This window comes from Stenotrophomonas sp. 22385, assembly GCF_052045085.1.
Lineage (GTDB): Bacteria > Pseudomonadota > Gammaproteobacteria > Xanthomonadales > Xanthomonadaceae > Stenotrophomonas.
The window spans coordinates 1-19,608 of record NZ_JBQEOG010000007.1 but is presented as its reverse complement, the minus strand read 5'-3'; the positions used below and the strand labels follow the sequence as shown (position 1 = coordinate 19,608).

Annotated in this window: 19 protein-coding genes; 5 read left to right on the top strand and 14 right to left on the bottom strand. The window is 64.5% G+C overall.

Annotated features, from left to right (window positions below):
- Nucleotide 1 precedes the first annotated feature (1 nt).
- Nucleotides 2–1,294 (top strand): heme biosynthesis protein HemY, encoded by a 1,293-nt coding sequence (locus tag ACTJI4_RS13260; protein ID WP_392923421.1) that lies wholly within the window; start codon nt 2–4, stop codon nt 1,292–1,294.
- Nucleotides 1,295–1,506: 212 nt separating this feature from the next.
- Here ACTJI4_RS13260 and ACTJI4_RS13255 read toward each other — a convergent pair whose 3' ends face one another.
- The gene (locus ACTJI4_RS13255; RefSeq protein ID WP_440869595.1) at nt 1,507–2,802 is read right to left on the bottom strand and encodes an acetyl-CoA C-acetyltransferase; all 1,296 of its coding nucleotides are present in this window, start codon (nt 2,800–2,802) and stop codon (nt 1,507–1,509) included.
- 92 nt (nt 2,803–2,894) lie between these two features.
- On the opposite strand from ACTJI4_RS13255, the gene ACTJI4_RS13250 reads away from it, so the two are divergent.
- The gene (locus ACTJI4_RS13250; RefSeq protein WP_440869594.1) at nt 2,895–3,782 is read left to right on the top strand and encodes a hypothetical protein; all 888 of its coding nucleotides are present in this window, start codon (nt 2,895–2,897) and stop codon (nt 3,780–3,782) included.
- Nucleotides 3,783–3,845: 63 nt separating this feature from the next.
- Here the strand turns inward: ACTJI4_RS13250 and ACTJI4_RS13245 are convergent, their stop codons facing one another.
- From ACTJI4_RS13245 to ACTJI4_RS13230, 4 genes are all read right to left on the bottom strand, one after another.
- Nucleotides 3,846–4,472, bottom strand: coding sequence for a superoxide dismutase family protein (locus ACTJI4_RS13245; protein ID WP_392923412.1), 627 nt, complete (start codon nt 4,470–4,472; stop codon nt 3,846–3,848).
- Nucleotides 4,473–4,525: 53 nt separating this feature from the next.
- Nucleotides 4,526–5,095, bottom strand: a complete 570-nt coding sequence (locus ACTJI4_RS13240) for a superoxide dismutase family protein (RefSeq protein ID WP_440869593.1) — start codon at nt 5,093–5,095, stop codon at nt 4,526–4,528.
- A 91-nt stretch (nt 5,096–5,186) separates the two neighbouring features.
- On the bottom strand, nt 5,187–6,635 hold the full coding sequence (gene ntrC / locus ACTJI4_RS13235; RefSeq protein ID WP_440869592.1) for a nitrogen regulation protein NR(I): 1,449 nt from the start codon (nt 6,633–6,635) through the stop codon (nt 5,187–5,189).
- Nucleotides 6,625–7,686 carry a two-component system sensor histidine kinase NtrB gene (locus tag ACTJI4_RS13230; protein WP_440869591.1) on the bottom strand — a complete coding sequence of 354 codons (1,062 nt, stop codon included), beginning with the start codon at nt 7,684–7,686 and terminating at the stop codon, nt 6,625–6,627. The genes ntrC and ACTJI4_RS13230 overlap by 11 nt, the downstream gene beginning before the upstream one ends.
- Nucleotides 7,687–7,859: 173 nt before the next feature.
- Between ACTJI4_RS13230 and ACTJI4_RS13225 the strand changes: the two genes are divergently transcribed.
- From ACTJI4_RS13225 to ACTJI4_RS13215, 3 genes are all read left to right on the top strand, one after another.
- On the top strand, nt 7,860–8,531 hold the full coding sequence (locus ACTJI4_RS13225; protein ID WP_440869590.1) for a hypothetical protein: 672 nt from the start codon (nt 7,860–7,862) through the stop codon (nt 8,529–8,531).
- A gap of 65 nt (nt 8,532–8,596) precedes the next feature.
- Nucleotides 8,597–9,244: a hypothetical protein gene (locus ACTJI4_RS13220; protein ID WP_440869589.1), complete on the top strand. Its 648-nt coding sequence runs from the start codon at nt 8,597–8,599 to the stop codon at nt 9,242–9,244.
- 282 nt (nt 9,245–9,526) lie between these two features.
- Nucleotides 9,527–10,090: a fasciclin domain-containing protein gene (locus tag ACTJI4_RS13215; RefSeq protein WP_440869588.1), complete on the top strand. Its 564-nt coding sequence runs from the start codon at nt 9,527–9,529 to the stop codon at nt 10,088–10,090.
- Nucleotides 10,091–10,149: 59 nt separating this feature from the next.
- Here ACTJI4_RS13215 and ACTJI4_RS13210 read toward each other — a convergent pair whose 3' ends face one another.
- The 9 genes from ACTJI4_RS13210 to ACTJI4_RS13170 all read right to left on the bottom strand — a co-directional run.
- The gene (locus ACTJI4_RS13210; protein WP_440869587.1) at nt 10,150–10,692 is read right to left on the bottom strand and encodes a hypothetical protein; all 543 of its coding nucleotides are present in this window, start codon (nt 10,690–10,692) and stop codon (nt 10,150–10,152) included.
- Nucleotides 10,693–10,848: 156 nt separating this feature from the next.
- Nucleotides 10,849–11,784 (bottom strand): HAD family hydrolase, encoded by a 936-nt coding sequence (locus ACTJI4_RS13205; RefSeq protein WP_440869586.1) that lies wholly within the window; start codon nt 11,782–11,784, stop codon nt 10,849–10,851.
- A gap of 116 nt (nt 11,785–11,900) precedes the next feature.
- Nucleotides 11,901–13,076, bottom strand: coding sequence for a murein transglycosylase A (gene mltA / locus ACTJI4_RS13200; RefSeq protein WP_440869585.1), 1,176 nt, complete (start codon nt 13,074–13,076; stop codon nt 11,901–11,903).
- Between the two features lie 21 nt (nt 13,077–13,097).
- On the bottom strand, nt 13,098–13,859 hold the full coding sequence (locus tag ACTJI4_RS13195; protein WP_440869584.1) for an N-acetylmuramoyl-L-alanine amidase: 762 nt from the start codon (nt 13,857–13,859) through the stop codon (nt 13,098–13,100).
- 113 nt (nt 13,860–13,972) lie between these two features.
- A complete protein-coding gene (locus ACTJI4_RS13190) occupies nt 13,973–14,422 on the bottom strand; it encodes a hypothetical protein (protein ID WP_440869583.1) in 450 nt (149 codons plus the stop codon).
- Nucleotides 14,423–15,146: 724 nt separating this feature from the next.
- Nucleotides 15,147–15,494: an immunity 8 family protein gene (locus ACTJI4_RS13185; RefSeq protein WP_440869582.1), complete on the bottom strand. Its 348-nt coding sequence runs from the start codon at nt 15,492–15,494 to the stop codon at nt 15,147–15,149.
- 281 nt (nt 15,495–15,775) lie between these two features.
- A complete protein-coding gene (locus tag ACTJI4_RS13180; RefSeq protein WP_440869581.1) occupies nt 15,776–16,030 on the bottom strand; it encodes a MafI family immunity protein in 255 nt (84 codons plus the stop codon).
- 191 nt (nt 16,031–16,221) lie between these two features.
- The gene (locus ACTJI4_RS13175) at nt 16,222–16,584 is read right to left on the bottom strand and encodes a DUF596 domain-containing protein (protein WP_440869580.1); all 363 of its coding nucleotides are present in this window, start codon (nt 16,582–16,584) and stop codon (nt 16,222–16,224) included.
- Nucleotides 16,585–17,002: 418 nt separating this feature from the next.
- On the bottom strand, nt 17,003–19,608 hold a 2,606-nt coding region (locus tag ACTJI4_RS13170), incomplete at its 5' end, for a deaminase domain-containing protein (RefSeq protein ID WP_440869579.1).

Below are 19,608 nucleotides of genomic sequence, written 5' to 3'. Positions count from 1 at the left end.
CATGAAGCCGATTCAATCCGTAGTGGTGCTATTGCTGGCCGTGGTGTTGGGCGTGGTGGCCGCGCAATGGCTGGGCACCGAATCCCTGCGCCAGTACGGCGAGGTGATCTACCGCGTGGGCGGCAATGATTACCGCTCGACCGTGCCGCAGGTGGCCTTGATGGTGCTGGTGGGCCTGCTGGTCCTGTGGCTGTTGTGGAGCCTGGTGGCCTCGCCGTTCCGTGCCTGGGGCCGCTACCGCCGCAAGCAGGGCCGTGCCCGCCTGATCGAAGGGCTGCAGGCGTATGAATACGGCCACTGGCAGCGTGCCGAAAAGCTGCTGGGCACCGCTGCCGAGGATGAGGAAGTGAGCGCGGTTGCTTATGTGACCGCCATCCGCAGTGCCGAAGCGCGCGGGGACCAGGCCGCGGTGGACCCGTACCTGCAGCGCCTGTCCACCACCGACGCCACCGCCTACGCGCTGATGCAGGCCGAGCGCCTGCTGCAGCAGGAGCGCCCGGTGGATGCGATCAACGCGCTGGATGCCCCGGGCATCCAGCCGCTGCCGCCGCGTGGCCTGTGGTTGCGTACCGAAGCCCTGGCGCGTGCCGGTCGCGCGCACGAGGCCTACGGACAGCTGGGCGCGCTGCGCAAGCAGAAGGTGCTGCCGGACGACGCGGTGGCCGAACTGGAAGTGCGCCTGGCCGCGCAGTCGCTGTTGGAAGCGGGCGATGTGAATGCGCTCGCCGCGCAGTGGGAAGCCACGCCCAAGGCCCTGCGCAGCGACCCCGATGTGGCGTCGGCCTACGCGCTGCGCGCCGTGGCGCTGGATTGGGATGAGCCGGCTCTGCTCAACCTGGAACAGGCGCTGGATACGCGCTGGGACGAATCACTGGTGACGCTCTACGGCCAGATGCCGGTGGAGAAGCTCGCCACCCGCCAGGCCAACCTGCAGCGCTGGCTGGGCCAGCAACCGTCCAGCCCGGCGCTGCTGCTGGCGCTGGGCCGCATCGCCGCGCGCCAGGGCGAGCACGTCCAGGCCGAAGACTACCTGCACCGCGCCATCGCCGCCGGCGCTGGCTCCCCGGCCTGGGAAGCGCTGGGCGAGGTCTTCACCGCACGGGGCGAGCCCGCCCTGGCCGCGCAGTGCTACACCAACGCCCTGCGCCAGCAACGCGGCGAAGACAGCGTGGTGCTCGCGCGCCCGGTAGCCCCGTTGGCTGCCGTCGTGCCCGAACGCGCCACGGTCGAAGAACAGTCACTCATGAGCGAACCGGCGCCGGTCCGCGATGAATTCGGCAACCCGCTTCGCTGACGCCATCCCAATGGGTCCGTAGCAATTCGTAGTGCCACGCCATGGGTGGGAACCGCGCGCCAGCGCGGCGCAAGTCTCCGAAGCCAACAGAATGTCGTCCCCAAACACCCGCCCGACGTTCAGCCCCGCCGAAGCCGCCCATCAGGCGCCATGACCCCAAAACAAAAGGCCGCCCAACCGGGCGGCCTTTTACATTGCGCGATGCCGATGGCTCAGCGTTCGACGATCGCCACCACGCCCATGCCGCCGGCGGTGCAGATCGACACCAGCGCGCGGCCACCGCCGCGTTCGGCCAGCTGCTTGGCCGCGGTGGCGATCACGCGTGCACCGGTAGCCGCGAACGGATGGCCGGTGGCCAGCGACGAGCCCAGCGGATTGATCCTGGCCGGGTCGATCCTGCCCAGCGGCGCATCCAGGCCCAGGCGGTTGCGGCAGTAATCTTCGCTTTCCCACGCGCGCAGCGTGCACAGCACCTGGGCGGCGAAGGCTTCATGGATTTCGTAGATGTCGAAATCCTGCAGGGTCAGGCCATTGCGCTTGAGCATTTCCGGCACCGCGATGGTCGGCGCCATCAGCAGGCCTTCGCCATGCACGAAATCAACGGCGGCTACCTGCGAATCGCGCAGGTAGGCCAGCGGCTCGTGGCCATGCGCGCGCGCCCATTCCTCGCTGGCCAGCAGCACCGCCGAGGCACCATCGGTGAGCGGGGTGGAGTTCGCTGCGGTGAGCGTGCCACGGCCGGATACCTTGTCGAAGGCCGGCTTCAGGGTGGCCAGCTTTTCCAGCGAGGTATCCGCACGCAGAATGTTGTCGCGCTCGACGCCGCGGAACGGCGCGATCAGATCGGTGAAGAAGCCGCGCTCATAGGCCGCGGCCAGCTTCTTGTGCGAGGACACCGCCCACTCGTCCTGCGAGTCGCGGGAGATGTTCCACTCCTTGGCCATGTCTTCGCAGTGGTCGCCCATGCTCTTGCCGGTGCGCGGTTCGGCCACGCCCGGGAATTCCGGCTTCAGCTCGCCCAGCTTGAAGCCGCGCACGATCGCCTTGATCTTGTCACCGGTGCTCTTGGCGCGATTGGCGGCCAGCAGGCGCGCGCGCAGCTTCTTGCCGTACACGATCGGCACGTCGGAGGTGGTGTCCGAGCCGCCGCCGATGCCCGATTCGATCTGGCCCAGCGCGATCTTGTTGGCTACCGCGATGATGGTGTCCAGCGAAGTGCCGCAGGCGCGCTGCATGGTGATGCCCGGAGTCAGCGGGGACAGGCCCGAGGACAGCGTCGCTTCGCGGCCCAGGTTCCAGTCGCTGGAATGCTTGATCACCGCACCCATCGCCACTTCCCCCAGCTGCTGCCCGTGCAGACCGAAGCGTTCCACCAGCGCGCCGAGCGTACGTACCGACATGCCCAGGTTGCCAACGTCCGAATAGGCGGTGTTCTGGCGGCAGAACGGAATGCGGACGCCACCGAGAATGGCGACGGGACGAGCGTTGGGCATGGAGATACCTGGCATGGGAGGGGTGTCTGCAACATGGCCTGCACGAAGGAGCAGGCATAATGGACCCAAGTGTAGCTGCCGCCCTGTGATGGGCCAACTGTGAACCCATGAGCAAACCCGACCCCGGCATGAATGCCCTTGGCGTACTGGCATTGGAACTGGCCGGAGGAGACGCCCCCCGCCACGCGGCCCTGACCTCCGCGCAGGCGGGCGAACTCGCCGACCGCGTTGGCCGCGACCTGGCCAAGCTGGTGCCCGGCGTGAGCGGACTCGATTTCGTGTTCGCCGGCGCCCATTTCGACCCCGCCGAGGTGTTGCGCCCCGGCTGGCCGATCCACCGCCGCCTGGAAGAACTGCAGATGCGCGCGCCCGGCCGCAACGAAGGCCCGCGCCTGCTGGCGTTCGGCGCCGCTGCCGACGGCGAAGTGCCACTGCCGTTCCAGGCCGATGCCAGCCTTACCGGCGGCGGCCTGCGCGTGGTGCCGTTCCTGCTGACCGGCACCGACGTGGCGCAGACCGCGGCGGTGGCCGAAGCACTGGAAGAAGTGCTGCTGGCCCAGGGCATGGCCCAGGCCGATACCGCCCTGCAGGCGCAGAACGCCTTCGGTGCGCAGATCGAGCACGCCCGGTATTTCACCGTGAACGACCTGGCCGCGATGATGTCGATGCAGTACGACAACCAGGGCCTGGCCGCGTTGTGGCCGCTGATTGAAACAGCGTTGATGGCGCCGCAGGCGGAGCAGTGGCTGGACGACGCACCGGAACCGCTGCTTCGATACGCCGATGGCGAAGTGCGTATGGCGCTGTTCGATCCGGCGGGCTGGTGCAGTTACTACAGGCACGACACCGGCAACTGCGATCGCCTGCAGGGGATCTACGACCAGTACCTGATGCGTCAGCGGCAGATGGCCGCCGTGCTGGAAGCGCACGGGCTGCCGGTGTTGTTCGTGCATTGCGAAGCCGGGCAGGATGCGCGGGAACTGTTGACGCGATAAAAAAACGCCGGCATTGCCGGCGTTTATCATTACGCGGGGCCGGTCAACGGCCGGCGCAACCGGTTACGGTGCGGCTTTGATCACCGCGCAGGCCAGGCGCGCGCCGGCATTGCCGGTCGGCTGGGTCTTGTAGTCATCCGGATCGGCATGCACGATCAGGCCGCGGCCGATGATGTCGTTGTCGTTGCCCTCGCCGATGTTGACGTTGGTGGACACGTCGGCATCGACCACCGCATTGCCCTGGGCGTCCGCCTTGATGTTCGGCATGTCGCCGCCGTGGTGCGGGCTGGTGGCCACGTTGCCGTGGTCTTCCTTGCTCGGGTTGAAGTGGCCGCCGGCGCTGTCGCCGTTCGGCGCGCTGCAGTCGCCCTTCTCATGGATGTGGAAGCCGTGTTCGCTGTTCGGCTTCAGGCCGCTGACCTGGCCCTTCACGTGGACCTTGCCGTCGACGACGCTGAAGGTCACGTTGCCCTTGACGTCATTGCCCTGGGTCGGCGCGAGGTCGGCCACGGCGGTGTGGTTGGCGTGGGCTTCGCTGGTCATGGCCGGCGGCGCTTCGGTGGTGCGCGCGGTTTCGGCGATCGGCGGGGTGGCGGTGGCGGCATCGGCCGGCGCGTCGGCCGGCTTGTTGCAGGCGGTCAGGCCGATGGCGGCAATGGCGGCAAACAATGAGGTGTGGATCAGACGCATGTGGATCTCCTTGCGGGTAACGAGTGGAAGAGCGACGTCGGGGGGCGGCGCGTTCAGCGCGTGACCTTGATGACGCCGCAGGCGATACGGGCGCCGGCATTGCCTGCCGGCTGACTGCGGTAATCGTCGGCGTCGGCATGCACCACCAGCGCGCGGCCCACGATATCGGTGGCTGCACCGCCGCCGAGGGTAACCGCTGGCAGGCGTACATCGACGGCAACCCGGCCCTGCGCATCCGCGCGCAGGTTGTCCATGTCGCCAGCGTGATGCGCACCCGCGCTGTTGCGGCCATGCGGCTGGTTGGCCGGATTGAAATGCGGCCCTGCACTGCTGGCGTCAACGGCACTGCAATCACCGCGCTCATGGACGTGGAACGCGGCGGTCTGCAGCGGCTGCAGTCCGCCGATGGTGCCGGTGATGTGCACGCCGCGCGCATCGGGCACCAGCGCCAGGCGACCGCTGACAATGCTGGCCGACGCCGGCGCAAGGTTGGCTTCGGCCAGCTTGGCGGTGCTCGCCACCGGTACGGCGGGCACCGGCGCGCTGCGCTGCTCGGGCGCAGTACCGCAGGCGGCCAGCACCAGCAGTGACGGGATCAGCAGGGCGAGGTGGGAACGACGCATCTGGAACTCCTTCTGTGCAAACTAACGTCATGGTCGTCCACGGACCATGAAAGGCACCGCGACGCGGTGCTGACATGCCATGAACAGGGATTCATCCGCCGCGTCGGCGTCCCGCGCCGAGCTTTCGAGTCAGCGTGTTGCGGCCCATGCCCAGGCGCGCGGCGGCTTCGGCACGGCGACCGTGGGTGATCTGCAGGGCCGCTTCCAGCAGTGCCTGGTCCACCCGGTCGCGCACCTGCGCATGCAGGCCTTCGGCGCCTTCGGCCAAGCGCTGCCGCGCCCACGCCGACAGCATGGCTTCCCACTGGCTGGGGTCGCCCTGCACGCGGGCGCGCGGACCGGCGCCGCGATGCAGCGCGCTGTCCACATCAGCCACGCCGATGGTGTCCGATGCGGCCAGCGCGGCCATGCGCCAGCACACGTTTTCCAGCTCGCGCACGTTGCCCGGCCAGTCGTGCTCGCGCAGCGCCTGCAACGCCGCGGCGGTAAGCCGCTTGGGTGGCGTATCCAACCTGCGGGCCGCCGCGGCCAGGAAGGTGTCGGCCAACTGGGCGACGTCATCGCGGCGTTCGCGCAGCGGGGGCAGGCGCAGGCGCACCACGTCCAGCCGGTGCAGCAGGTCGGCGCGGAAGCGGCCGTGCGCCACCAGCGTTTCCAGGTCCTGGTGGGTAGCGGCGATCACGCGCACATCCACCCGGATCAGCTCGCGGCCACCAACGCGGAAGAATTCGCCTTCGGCCAGTACGCGTAGCAGCCGGGTCTGCAACGGCAGCGGCATGTCGCCGATTTCATCCAGGAACAGCGTGCCTCCGTTGGCCTGCTCGAAGCGGCCCACGTGGCGGCGCTGCGCCCCGGTGAAAGCGCCGGCTTCATGGCCGAACAGCTCGCTCTCCAACAATTCGGAGGGAATGGCGGCGGTGTTGAGCGCCACGAACGGGCCCTGCACGCGCGGCGATTCGTGGTGCAGCGCATGCGCCACCAGTTCCTTGCCGGTGCCGGTTTCGCCGTTGATCAGCACCGACAGCGGCGCCTGCGCGAGGCGGCCGATGGCGCGGAACAGCGCACGCATGGCCGGCGTGTCGCCGACCAGCTGCGGGCGCTGGTCGGGCGCGGGCTCCACCGGCGGGGGGCTGGTCTCGACGAGGGTGGTGTCCGGCTCCGGCAGCACGCGCTGGGCCAGCGCCACGGCATCGTCCAGATCGAACGGCTTGGACAGGAACTCCTGCGCGCCGCCACGGAATGCACCGGCGGTGCTGGCCACATCGGTATAGGCCGACATCACGATCACCGGCAGCTGCGGGTGCGCGGCCTTGAGTTTGTCCAGCAGCACCAGCCCATCATCGCCGGGCATGCGCACATCGGTGAACAGCAGGTCCGGCGGGGCCTGGCTGGCCAGCATCTCCAGCGCCGCCGCCGCGCCATCGAAACCTTCCACCGCATAACCGGCATCACGAAGCGCGGTGCACAGCACGAAACGCACGGCGCGGTCGTCATCCACGACCCAGACACGCTGGGCGGTGGTCTGGCTGTCATCCGCCATGCGCGGTCTCCTCGGCAGCGGGGGTGCCCTGCCCGATCGGCAGCTGCACGGTGAATACGGTATGGCCGGGGCGCGAGCGGTAGGTCAGCGTGCCGCGGTGTTCGCGCGCCACCTGCTGGGCCAGTGCCAGGCCCAGCCCGGTGCCTTCGGCGCGGCCGCTGACCAGCGGCAGGAACAGGTGTTCGGCCAACGTCTCGGGCACGCCGCGGCCGTCATCGGCGATTTCCAGGCGCAGCGCCATCGGCTGCAGCTGGTCGCCGATGCGCACGCCATGTTCCACCCGGGTGCGCAGGGTGACGGTACCGGCTCCGGCCTGGATTGCATTGCGCACCAGGTTCCACACCGCCTGGGTGAGGCGGTCGGCGTCGCCCTCGAATTCGGGAATGCTGGGGTCGTAATCGCGCTGCAGCCGCACCGCCCAGCCGCCTTCGCTTTCGGCCAGGCGCAGCACGCGCTCCAGCGAGGCGTGGATGTTGAGTGGCGCGTGCGGTGCGGCCGGGGCCGGGGACAGCAGCTGTTCCAACAGTCCGTTCAGGCGTTCGATTTCCGAGCCGATCAGCTCGATCAGCTCGCGCTCGTCCGGGTCGCGCTGGGCACTGCGACGGGCCAGCAGCTGGGCCGCGCCCTTGAGCCCGGCCAGCGGGTTGCGCAGCTCGTGGGCCAGGCCTTTGAGGGCGGCACTCAACGCGCTGGGCAGGGCCTGGGTCGGGTCCAGCCCGGGGAACTCGTCCACCGGGTGCGCTTCCAGCAGCCAGCCGTCTTCCTCATGCCGGCTCAGCCAGCCCTCGGCGAAGCGCGGGGCCTCGCCCGGCAGGGCCAGGGCCAGCCGGTGCAGGCGCAGGGTGTCGCGTTCGCCGCGCGCCAGGAAGTGGGCCAAGGCCTCGCCCTGCACCTCCAGCGAGGCCAGCGGCTGGCCCAGCAGGCGCCGCACGCTCACCCCCAGCCAGCGCGCAAAGGCCGGGTTGCAGCCGGCCACGCGGCCTTCGGCATCGGCCCAGGCGACCGGGGTGCCAAGGACTTCAAGGGACGGGGACGGTGGAGCGGTGGTCATTGCACCAATGTAGTGCAAAACGGGGGCGGTGGCTCGGCCTGGCAGCTCACCCCGTCGGGCGCATCGACGCTGTGATGGCGAGACCAGGTTTGGGACTTATACGAGAGCGCGGTGCTGCACCTTGCTGAACTATTGTCCTGGCTGGCAGTTCCGTCAGCGATTGGGGGAACTCGATGAGCACGCAAATCAAGTGGCCCGCCATGTGTGCACTTCTTGCAGTGGTTCTGCAATGCATCGGCTGTGCGGCCGACGCCGTGGGCATGGACAGCTCCGACGCACGTGCAGCGCGCAGCCTCGCGGAAGCTGCAGGTTCTGAAGGCACTTCGAGTGAGCCGGGCGACCCGATAACCACTTCCGTTGCTGCGAATCGGCCAACCTGGGGTTCCAAACCTGCGGAAGACGATCCGAGAGCCTCACCGTACCTTGCCACCGAATCCGAATTCATCGACCGGGGTGGAATTTCATCTGAACGGGCTGACCTTTTTCTGGAATCCAGGGAGCTGTTCTCGAACGCGCTTCAGCGCATGAGCGAAGACGAGGGGAAGAGCATGGAAGCGCAGAATCTCGCCAGGCGTTACAGGAATGCACTGGAACGTGCCGTGGGGGCACAAGGCGCAATCGACGACCTGACCTGCGGCGTGAGCCTTTGCATGGGCTCGGTGTCTTCCCGATCACGGGCCGATCGTGACGCCTGGGCGGAGCGCCTGTATGAGGATGCCGACGCCGCAAGACATGTGACATTCGATGTGTTCGAAATGAACGGTGACCGGCTTCATAACCGATTTATGTTCTCGGCCGATGCTGCCATCAAGGGCATCGTTCTTCCGCCGAGGCGCGACAAATGACACGAAGGATACAGCTGTAGGCATCGCTTCACCCCACACCAATTTCCGCAGATAAGGTGCTTCAGATGATCAAGTGTCTGGTCCGTATTACAACTGTCGCAATTGCTCTGCAGTGTGCTGGCTGTGCAGCTGACACAGTGGATACAGATTTCGACGATGCGCGTACGGCGACAGAGGTACGGAAAGATGCAAGGCGGGAACCAGCTGCGACGCGGGCCGATATCGATCCCATCGCCGCATCGGCGGTCCTTCGAACACCGGCGGAGCATCGGAAGGCGGCGAACACTGAAGCCTCTCCTTATCTTGCAACCGAGTCGGAGTTGATTGTTCACAGCTCCCTCTCGATCGATGTGTCCAACGAGATACTGGACGACAATGCGCTGTTCTCGAGAGCACTGGAGAGGATGCGGCGCGAAGAAGGGACAAGCGCTGAGGCACAGCAGCTCGCCAGGCATCATAGAGAGGTGCTGGAGCGTGCAGTAGGAGAGCTTGGCGTAGTCAATGACCTGACCTGCGGCCTGAGCCTTTGCATTGGCTCGGTTACGTCCCTTACACAGGCGGATCATGAAGCGTGGAGTCGTCGCCTGGTCAAGGATCCTGCCGCTCGCAGATACGGCGCAGTCCACAGTTATGAGCCGCTTGGTGACCAGTTGCAGCACCGTTTCGTATTCTCAACGGACCCAGCTGTCGCGGCTCTTTTCAGCAGCCGCTAGGCGGCAGGTGGCTGATCATGACCAGATCCATGCCGCAGCAAGCCATCATCCGATCAACCGAATGCCTTCCACCGCAGCTGGCTTGACGGGCTTCGTGAGGGCTGGCGTCTCGGGCGCCGCCGCTCGCGGCTCCTTCGGGGGACCCCGGACCGGGGGTCATTGCACCAACATGGTGCAGGACGGCCCCCCGTGCCGCTTCTGCATCGGACTGCATCCATTTGGCGGGCTGGGACGTACCTTCCATGTCCTCAATCCGAGGACCAAGAATCCTGGAGACACACCATGCGCGCCATTGCACAACGCATTACCGCCATTGCCGGTTTCACCGTGCTGTTGACCAGCGCTTCGTTCAGCTACGCCGCCGACACGGTCATGGTCGGCGGTGCAGCCATGTACCCGAACAAAACCATTGTAGAAAACGCCGTCAACTCCAAGGACCACACCACCCTGGTCGCCGCCGTCAAAGCTGCTGGCCTGGTAGATACACTCAACGGCAAGGGACCCTTCACCGTCTTTGCACCGACCAACGCAGCCTTTGAGAAGCTCCCCGCCGGCACGGTCGAGACCCTGCTCAAGCCCGAGCACAAGGCGGACCTGACCAAGGTGCTGACCTACCACGTGGTGCCCGGTACCTACACCTCGACGCAGCTGCTCACCGAAGCAAAGATGCACAACGGCGCGACCACCCTGAAAACCGTGCAGGGCGAGCCGCTGACCATCAAGCTGCATGAAGGCAAGCTGTGGGTGGTGGATGCGAAGGGTGGCAAGGCCGGCGTTTCGATTGCGGATGTGAAGCAGTCCAACGGCGTGATCCATGTCGTTGATACGGTGCTGATGCCGAAGTGAAACAACCGCATTGGCGGGCATCCATCAGGATGTCCGCCAGTGGCTCGCGTTCGGCCAGCTCAACGGGAGTTTCGCCGCAACTGCATGATGGCCTCGGGCAGCTCGATGCGCATCTGCTCACGCAAGGCTTCGGCAATGCCGTGGTAGCGGCGACGCTGGATGAAGTAGCAGTACACGAACATCGCCAGCATGAGCAACATCGGCCAGGTGGACGCGACCACCATGGGCATGGACACGCAAAGCACCGCAATCCCGAGGGTCATCCAGTTGCAGATGCCTTCCACCCGTACCTGGTTGCGCTTGGCGTCCACCACCACCATCCCACGCATCACCGGGTAGTAGCGCCCGGCGAAGCCGGCAAAAAAACTTTCGCGGAACGCCATGCGGCCGTCTGGCAGCGAGCGGAACACCAGTGGCGTCCACTGCTGCGTGGCCACGTCGCGCTCCAGGCAGTTGAGCACCAGCCGTTGGCGCATCTCCGCCGAGGCCGGGATCCGCTCGTTGAACATCCGGATGCCCAGCCCGAAGTAGGTCGGGCTCCACGCAACCTGCAGCACGATTTCCAATGCCATCACGCCGACAATTGCGTACCAGAACAACATGTTCAGTCCTCGGGCCGGCGGCCGCAGTGGGCAAGGCCGCATTCGGATAGCGGTCGTTTCGCCAATGTAGTACGAAACGGGCCCCGGGCGCGCAGCTGACGCGAACCAGCAGGTCATAGCAGGTCCGCCCCCCGGTAGGGCCACAGCCTGCGTGGCCTAATCGACGAACACCTTGGCCCAGTCATCCCGGACGCTGACCAGCGGCCAGCCGCGTTCCTTCGCCAGCGCCACCGACGTCTGGGCGCCGGAGGTGTAGGCTATGTCGCGCTCGTCATCATCATGGGTGACCAGCAGTGCCAGCGAAGGTCCCTCGCCCTGCGTGGCGAACTGCAGCATCTGGATGTCGCCGTTGGAATTTCCGGCGGCGAAGATCGGCCGCGCGCCAATCCGGCTCCAGATCCGCACCACCTTGTTGGGGCCGTCATCGAACACATCCAGCTTCGAGGTGTGGACCACCTTGCCGACGCCGTTCTCTTCCCGGTATTCCAGCAGGACGGTGGTGCCGACCACGCGCTCTGGCGGGATGCCGTACAGCTCGTGGGTGATGGGGCGCATGAAGTCACGTCCGCCACCGGAGACGATGTAGTTGGTGAACTGGTTGGCCTCCAGATAGTGCAGCAGCTCGCGCATGGGCGCGTAGGCGGTCTTGAGGTAGGGTCGCTTTAGCACCGGGTTGTGCTCGGTGCGCAGGAAGTGTTCGGCCTTCTTCGCGAATTCGCCGACTTCATCATCCACGTAGGCCGACAGCAGGCCTGCGGCCATCTGCTTGAGCTGGGTGTCATCGCCTTCGTAGTGCTTCGTGATTACATCGCCCAACCAGCCTTGGTCCCGACCTTGCACGGCCTTCCACGGCTGCTTGTCGCGGAGGGAGGGATCGGCATCGGCCTGTTCGGCGATGCGGCGCAGCAGGAAGTCGGCCTGGATGGGCATGGGCTTTTCGCACCACAGGCAGCCATCGTTGTCGAAGACCGCGATGCGGGCTGCGGGCGCGACGTAGTCCGGGCCGCCTTCCAGCGTGACCCGCGCAACGAAGGAGATGATGGCCTGGCGGGTGGCGCCGTGGTTCCAGCTTTTGAGCAGCCCTTCGTGCATGGTCCGGTCTCCGCAGCATGAGCGGAAATGCTAGCCCGGGGTTGGCGGGGGGGCCTGCGCAGAATCACTGTGTGTGGTGCAGTAGTTGTACTGGCCGAACGAATGGTCGCGTGGCATCAATTGTCTGTAGACGTCGCCGCCGGCAGCGCCGCGCCCTTCGGCCACAGCAGCCATAGGTTGCCCTTCTGCTTCATGTCCCCGGCCAGCTTGCCGGCGTCATCGCCGGTGCCCCAGTACAGATCGGCACGGACTTCGCCGGCGATGGCGCCGCCGGTGTCCTGCGCGGCCACCGGGCGCACCACCGGGCTGCCGTCCGGGCGCGTGGTGGACAGCCACAGCAGGCTGCCCAGCGGCACCACGGTGCGGTCCACCGCGACGCTGTAGCCGGCGGTGAGTGGTACGTTCAACGAACCGCGCGGGCCTTCGTCGCCATCCGGCCCCTTGGTGAAGAACACATAGCTGGGGTTGCTGGCCAGCAGCTCGGTCACGCGCTGCGGGTGTGCGTCGGCCCAGGCGCGGATGGCGTCCATGGTGACGTCTTCCTTCTTCAGCTCGCCCTGCGCCACCAGCCAGCGGCCAATCGGGCGGTAGGGATGGCCGTTCTGGTCGGCGTAGGCGATGCGCAGCTGGCGCCCGTCGTCCAGGCGAATCCGGCCCGAGCCCTGGATCTGCAGGAACTGCAGGTCCATCGGGTTGGACAGCCAGGCCAGTACGGGCGCGTTGACGCCCTTGGCGGAAATCTTCGCGGCGTCGTCGTAGGGGCGGAGCACGCGGCCTTCCACGCGGCCACGCAGGCGCTTGCCTTTGAGTTCGGGGTAGAGCTCATCGAGCTGCACGCTGACCATGTCGGCCGGTACGCCGTAGACGGGTACGGGCGTTTTCGCGGTGCGGGTGAGGCTGCCGCTGTACACCGGCTCGTAGTAGCCGGTGATCAGGCCATCGGCGCGGTGGCCGCCGGCACGGAGCGAGTAGACCTCGAGATTCTCCTGCAGGAACTGGCGGATGGCGGTTGGGGTGTTGGCGATATTGGCGGCGGCCGCGCAGGTGGGCGCCCAGGTGCCATCGCTCTTCAGGCGCGGGCAGGCGCTGCGCCAGGCGCTGAAGCCAGCTTGGAGGTCGCTGTCGCTGACGGCGGGGAGTGCCTTCCAGTCGGCCTTGGCGTAGGTGGCGGGACTGGCGGGCGGCGGCGCATCGGGCTTGGGCGTGCTGACGCTGCAGGCGGTGAGAAGGGACAGGCCGAGGAGGGTCAAGGCGGGGTGCTTGAGTGCGGCGGTGATGCGCTTGGCCTTCATGGATGCTCGTTCTGGGCGGTGTCAGCGGTTGATTGTAGGTAGGCGTTGCTGAAGCAGCGAATGCAGGATGCGGGCGTCTTCGGCGTCGAGGGTGCCCGGCAGGTCGTCGCGGCCGCGGAAACGACGGTGGAAGGCGCCGGCTGCCGCAGCGCGGTCGTCCAGCGGGTAGCCGAAGGCCTCCAGCGCCAGCCACGGGTCGAACCCTTCCGGCGCAGGACCATCACTGACGCGCGGCCACACCCCGAAGCCGGCCTCGGCCAGCTGCTGCCACGGGAAGTAGCGGCTGGGGTCCTGCTTGCGGGCCGGTGTCAGGTCGGCGTGGGCGATGATCTGGCTGCGCGGGATGTTCAGGCGGGTACAGACATCGTTGAGCAGACGGATCAGCGCGGCGATCTGGGCCGGCGCGAACGGGCTGCTGCCGTCGTTGTCGATCTCGATGCCGATCGAGGCCGAGTTGAGATCGGTGATGCTGCCCCAGCGCCCGCCGCCGGCATGCCAGGCACGGCGGTTGTCGGCGACCAGCTGATAGATGTGCCCATCCGCCCCCAACAGATAGTGCGAGCTGACCCGGCCACCGCTATTGGCGGTACGCAGCGTGCGCAGACTCTGCTGCACGTTGTCCTGGTCGGTGTGGTGCAACACGATGATCACCGGGTTGCGCACGTTGTGGTTCGGCGAAGGTACCCAAGTGGCCAGCGGGCTGCGCACATCGGTGCTGGTGCTGGCGCAGGCGGCAAGCAGGAGAGTGGCGAGCAGCACGAGCGGAAGGCGGATTCGGCGCATGGCCTGATTGTGCGTCATTCGGGCCCACCATGCGTAGAGCCACGCCATGCGTGGCTGCCAGCGATCATGCAGGCCTGAGTTCCAGAGTCATCGCACCCACGCAGGGCGTGGCTCTACCAGCGCTCACGGGGTATGGCGTGATCAATGAGAGAGACCAGACCCATGTAGAGCAGCCCACTCATGAGTCCGATGATCGAGAAGACCAGGATCCTTCTGGGTGCCCACGTCATCCAGAACGTCCGACTGGACCAGATGGCATCCCACGAGCCACTGGCGAACGCTCCCTCCATCAGGAGCCAACCCAGTACCGCGCCTACAGCGCCAAATATCAGGTAACGAAGCCGCCAGCGCTCGAACATTCCATCGATCAGGCACACCAGCGGGCATCCCACGATCAATCCAATCACGGCGCCTATGATGGCGAAGAGGGGCAACACCCGTAGGGCGTCATCCAGCGGGACGTTGCCTGCATGGAGCGACGGGGCCAGAAAAACGACGCTTCCGGCGACCGCCGTACTGAGGGGCACCGCAATCATTCTTGCGGCCCAGTTCCATGTACTCATTGGAAGACCTGATCCTTACTCAAGCGGGCGGTTCACTGCGCTTGTCACGTCGCCTTGTTGACGCCGAGCATGCCAAGAACGCGCGGCCAGATAGTTGTGTACAGCGTACCGGCCACCAAGTCGAGAACGATTGCCGAGAGACAGTTCTGGCTTGGGCAAGTAGTAGCAGCCTATCTCGGCGCTTGGGAGCTTGGTCGCATCTTGTGCGACATTCGTCATCCGGTTTCGCCCACTGTCCCTACAATCCGTAGACCTGCCGTGTCTCTCACCGCGTAAGCGCTCTCGAACTGAAATGACACCACGAACTCGAATGGCTGCGAAGCGGCGTAGCGCTGAATGAACGCCACTATGTCCGCCCAGCTGCTGTGCAGATTATCTGCCCTGTAGTGGAACGAACCTCTCAGCCCGACGCGCCAATCTACCTGTACCGATTCAGCCAAGAGGTGCAGAGGAGATGAGTCGTACTCGAACCCAAACTGACAGTGCGAACGCTGAAAGAATCCCGAGACTGACGCCCCCTCAGCATCCAGCTGAACGTCGAGGGCCTTCAAGGAACAGGCAATGCCTTCCATGCTCGCGCCCTGCTCGATCTCAATGCACATTGTTAGACCCACGATTTCCCCTTGAGCACGTTCGCCTTCATGGCGCTGAACAGATGCGCGGCCCTGGCATCAACCGTACACATGCGGTGGCGACCACCCCGCATCTTCTCAAAGACGAATATCTACTGAATGTAGTCGTCAAACTCCCACAGCAAAGTGTGGGACAGCTTATGTGCAATGTCCGACCAGGTTTCGCCTTGACAAGCGGCGACGTGCGCCACAATTTCCTTCTTGATTGCGCTGAGATCGTACTCCCCAACTATCAATAATCCTCGACCCCAGCGAGGACGCCATGACGAATTCTCCAACCAGGCGGGGCTGCACACCGTCACGTCGAAGTTGTCTGCCCCGGCAGAACCCTCTGCGCCGATCTTCAGCAAGAGATCTACCTTGAAGAATCCAGTGTCATCTGGAGTCCAGGTTTGAATATCGAAAGTGTCGCTTGAAATACTACGAAGAACGGCTTTCACGCATTTTCCTAGTCAGTAATGTTGAGGTGCCCGCTACTCAATCTTGTGCGATCGCCTGATGCCGGATCTACGCTGTACCTTTCGAAGTTTGCCTGCTTACCCGTAGTGGCTGCGAAGTGTAAGCGGGCGTTCGATAGATGAGTTCGAGCTGGGGCTTGAACACCCATACTGCAAGCAGGAGCGCACAGTAGAAGCTGCAATGCTGCTGTCGGTGCTGGACTTGTGGCTTCCCACGGCGGCTTTGGAGGACGCATAGCTGTCTCTTCGCGACGCGCTGCTGGCTAAGTCCGCAATCCATCAATGCATTTGAAGCGCGCCCCATGCAAGTCGAGACCGAAGTCATATCCAAGTGAGACCATCTCCATGTACTCCGCTTCCGTCAACGCCACATCAACCTCGCATATGTTGTCGCAGAGCATCTCGAATCCGCGCCTTGCTTCGTTGTGCTCCAAGAAATCCAATGCGCCATCGATGAGAACCAGGTCCATCCAGCCAAGGAGCTTGTCAGCGATCGCCAGAATTCTGTATTCGTACACTTAGGTCTCACTGTACTTGTTTGCCTGGACCTGCGCAGGTGAGAGGGCAGAACTTGAGCTCATGCTCGCTTTGGGTCATTTGGAGGTTCGCATTGCCCAACTTCTTGGGATTCATCAACTACCACTGCTGACGGCGGATCAATCCGATCTGAGGATCGCTACGGGTTAGCCATTCATCAGCATGGGTGCGTTCAAGTCCAAAAATCGCTCCCGTCTGCCACCTTCCAGACCAAGCCGCTTGGAGTCCAGCCTACGCCACTCTTGGTGATCCAGAACATGTCGTCATCCCAGTCATCCTCCGGCGGCCAAGCCCGCGAAAACTCATCAAGCTGCTCCGGAATTGGGGTGGCGAGTAGTTGGCCCGCAGTCTGCAACCTTGCGCGCCCCTCCTCCAGGATCAATCTCAGGACGATGAAGAACATCCTCTTCCTATCTTCGCATCCCATTTCCGGCCGGTACTCATAAGTCTTGTACCAAATCGCGCTGACGTCACACATCCCGACCTGCGCCGCGAGCTCTGAAAGCTCACCTCCCGAGAGAAGGTAGCTACTCATTTGAAGTTCACCTCGATCACCCTTGCTGTTAGTCCGGGCTCGCTCGCCTTAGTGATCATTGACGCATAACTGGGAATTCAAGTGCGCCGCCCTATAGCGGCCAGGTCCCCCCTCAACTCTTCAGATTCTTCCGCTGGAACGCCTTCCAAGAGAAGGTCAATGCTCGAACTACTCAGAATCTGTGAAATCTCGGAGGCATGGTGTGCAACGAGCTGAGATGACCAACCCCCACTCAATATCAAGCTTGCAACCTCGAGCATCAAGAGTTCTACCTCAAGGTCAAAGGCTCCGTCAAACTCACCGTACGTCCAAGCGCAAACCTGCTCCTGCGACCAACCAGACAACGCATGGTCCCTGCAGCCTCGCCAGTAGCAGGCAAGGATCATCGATTTTATTTCTGAATAAGTAGCTCGGTCAGTCACGGTTTTGGACTCGCGGATTGGGGGCGCAGGAGAACGCCTTTGTTGTCAAAAACGCTGACCCTGATTCCTGGGTACTTCGCCATGAATTGTTCTACAACTCCCATGCAGCTTGCGCAAGCGGCGCGCTCAGTGAAGATAGAGATTGTACCCGTGGCGCCTCGATTCTCTCCGAGTTGCTGGGCCAGGTTCCCCAGTATCTTCGCTTCAGAGTCGCCGGATCGTGGCACAGGGACGCCGCTTTTGTTTGGCACTGAAAAAGTTTCGAACACGTCTCCCGCATCCCCGACGAGACCGCCAAGCTTCTGCTGCGCTGTAGGATTCGCGATGCTGCTATGCGCCGCGATGCTGGTGGGCAGACCATCGACATTTACGTCTGCGACGGCGACGTTTCCGCTTCTCTTTAGGTCGGAGGTAAGCCCTGAACGGAGATCGGTCACGCGCTTCGCCCATTGAGCAGTGTCGACTGCGCCACTTGATGAGGGAGGGATGATGCTATCGAGCGACGCAGCGCCCGTCTTGATTACTGGCGCGCCTGCCGCCGCACCCACCTGCGTCAGGCCGTACAGCAACTCAGCCACTTGAGGTGAGACGCCACCTGCCTGAATCAGCCGAGAGCCCCAAGTGGTCGTTGGCGAACCGCTGACAAGCGTAGAGTACCCAGCGATTGCGTTGTCATATCCTGTTCCCACAAGGTAGGCGGCCGCCACACAGCCAATGACGGTCTCACACGTGGTCGATACCAGAACACCGCCTGCCGCCTGCAGGCCCCCGCCGAGGAGCTGAAGGCCGCCCAACGCACGCGTGCCAATCTGGTTTCTAGAGTTCCAGTCAAGGAATGCATCTGTCCCGTCATAGTTGAATAGAAGGTTGTCGACCGCCATGCTGTTGCCGGCCGTATAGACATAGCCAGGCAGGACTTGGGCCTTCAACCATGCCCTGTCATCAAGTGCTTCCGGAGCAGAGCCAATTGCTTCAATAGCGGCCCACTGAGCGCGCTCTTCGCTGCCCTCGGGAAATCCAGATGAGCACTCGACCATCGCACACGCTGCTGCCGTCAGCTCTGCTTCCCTAACCGCATCCCCATTGCTCATCTCTTTGATGCGAGCCAGTTCCTCGCTCTTCAGCATTCGGTTGTTCTTGACCGAGTTGCCTGCGATGTTTGCCCCAACCGCGGCTCCAGAGAGCCCTTGGCCGCCCCACCCTCCGGCCAAGGCGCCCAGCGCTTGCGACAGCGCCAGGATGTTTTCCTTTTGCCTCTCCTCCAGCTTTGCTGGGTCCCCTCCCCCATAGAGGACATCTGTCAGGTATTGGGACGCGAGCTCTCCTCCGCCCGCAGCAACTGCCCCGTTGCTGGCCAATCCCCCATTCGCCTCCGCCAGAAGCGCACCGAGCAATGCGTGAGAGATTAACTGAAGCGTTGCGTTCGGATCTTTACCGTGGTTGGGATCGAATTTGCTGCCAATGAACTCAGCTGCGTAAGGCGCAAGCGCGTTCGCTGCAACTTGGCCGCCACCCTGCCCTGCAACGCTTCCAACGATGGCTGTAGTCACTGCATCCAGCGCCCGGCTATATGAGCCACCCGTCGTCCACTTCTGTGCGTCCTTGTAGTCCTCACGGGTGGACAGGATTGCGCGTTGGGCCTCCGAGCTCTTCGCCAGGAAGTCGGCCCTGTCTTTGTCGCTACCCAAAGAAGCGAGATACGCGTCCGTGGCGGCCTTGGTCTTCGCGGCTGCCACGTCCCCTGCAATCTGCTTGCTGGTAGACACCACTGTGCCCGCGGCAGACGACATCGCCTGCTGTTCCTGCATCAACTTCTGCAGGTCCGGCAGCGAGCTGATCGCCTCATGGGCCTTGCTGGCGTCGGTGTTCACGCCCAGCTCCGCAGCCGTGACCTTCTTTCCACCGATGGTGATGTTGCCTTCGGTCAGCGTTGCGTACGTCGTAGAGCTGTCGCTGCCGCTGGTGGTCATCGGCACGCCACCACTGAAGTTGCTGCCGTCTGCCTGGCCGTATTTGCCGTTCGCTACGTTGCTGCCGATGTCCTTGAACTGGCCAGCGGCGTTTGGCGTGGCTAGCGGCTTCCCATCCGCATCGGTTGGTTTCTCGCCGCCGGCGCCGAACCCACCACTGATGCTGGCCGAGCTGGCCCGGTAGTCCATCTCGTTCTTGAGGTCGGTGAAGATGAGCGTCTGTGCGGTGAGCTCGCTATTGGCTGCGTTGGTGCTGGCAATGGCGCCACCCACCAGGTTCACGTGCCCGGCGTCTACGTGGTAGCCGCCGTCTCCGGCGAACAGGCCGGACTGTTGCCCCACGCCCTTGTAGCTGCCGTTAGCCTTGCTGGCGCTGGCATAGCCGCTGGCATCCCAGGCGGTGCCGACCGACACCTGCACGCGCCCGCCCACCTGGCTGTCCTTGGACATGCTCTCGGCAATATCCTGCAGCGATTCGATGGTGAGGGTGCCGCCGGTCTTCACGTCGATGCGGTCGGCCGTTGCGGTTGCGCCGCGCAGGGTGGTGTCACCTTCTGCCTTCAGCGAGATGTTCTTTCCGGTGAGCGTGGTGTTCTGCCAGGTGCTGCTGTCGGAGTTGGACTTGCTGCTGC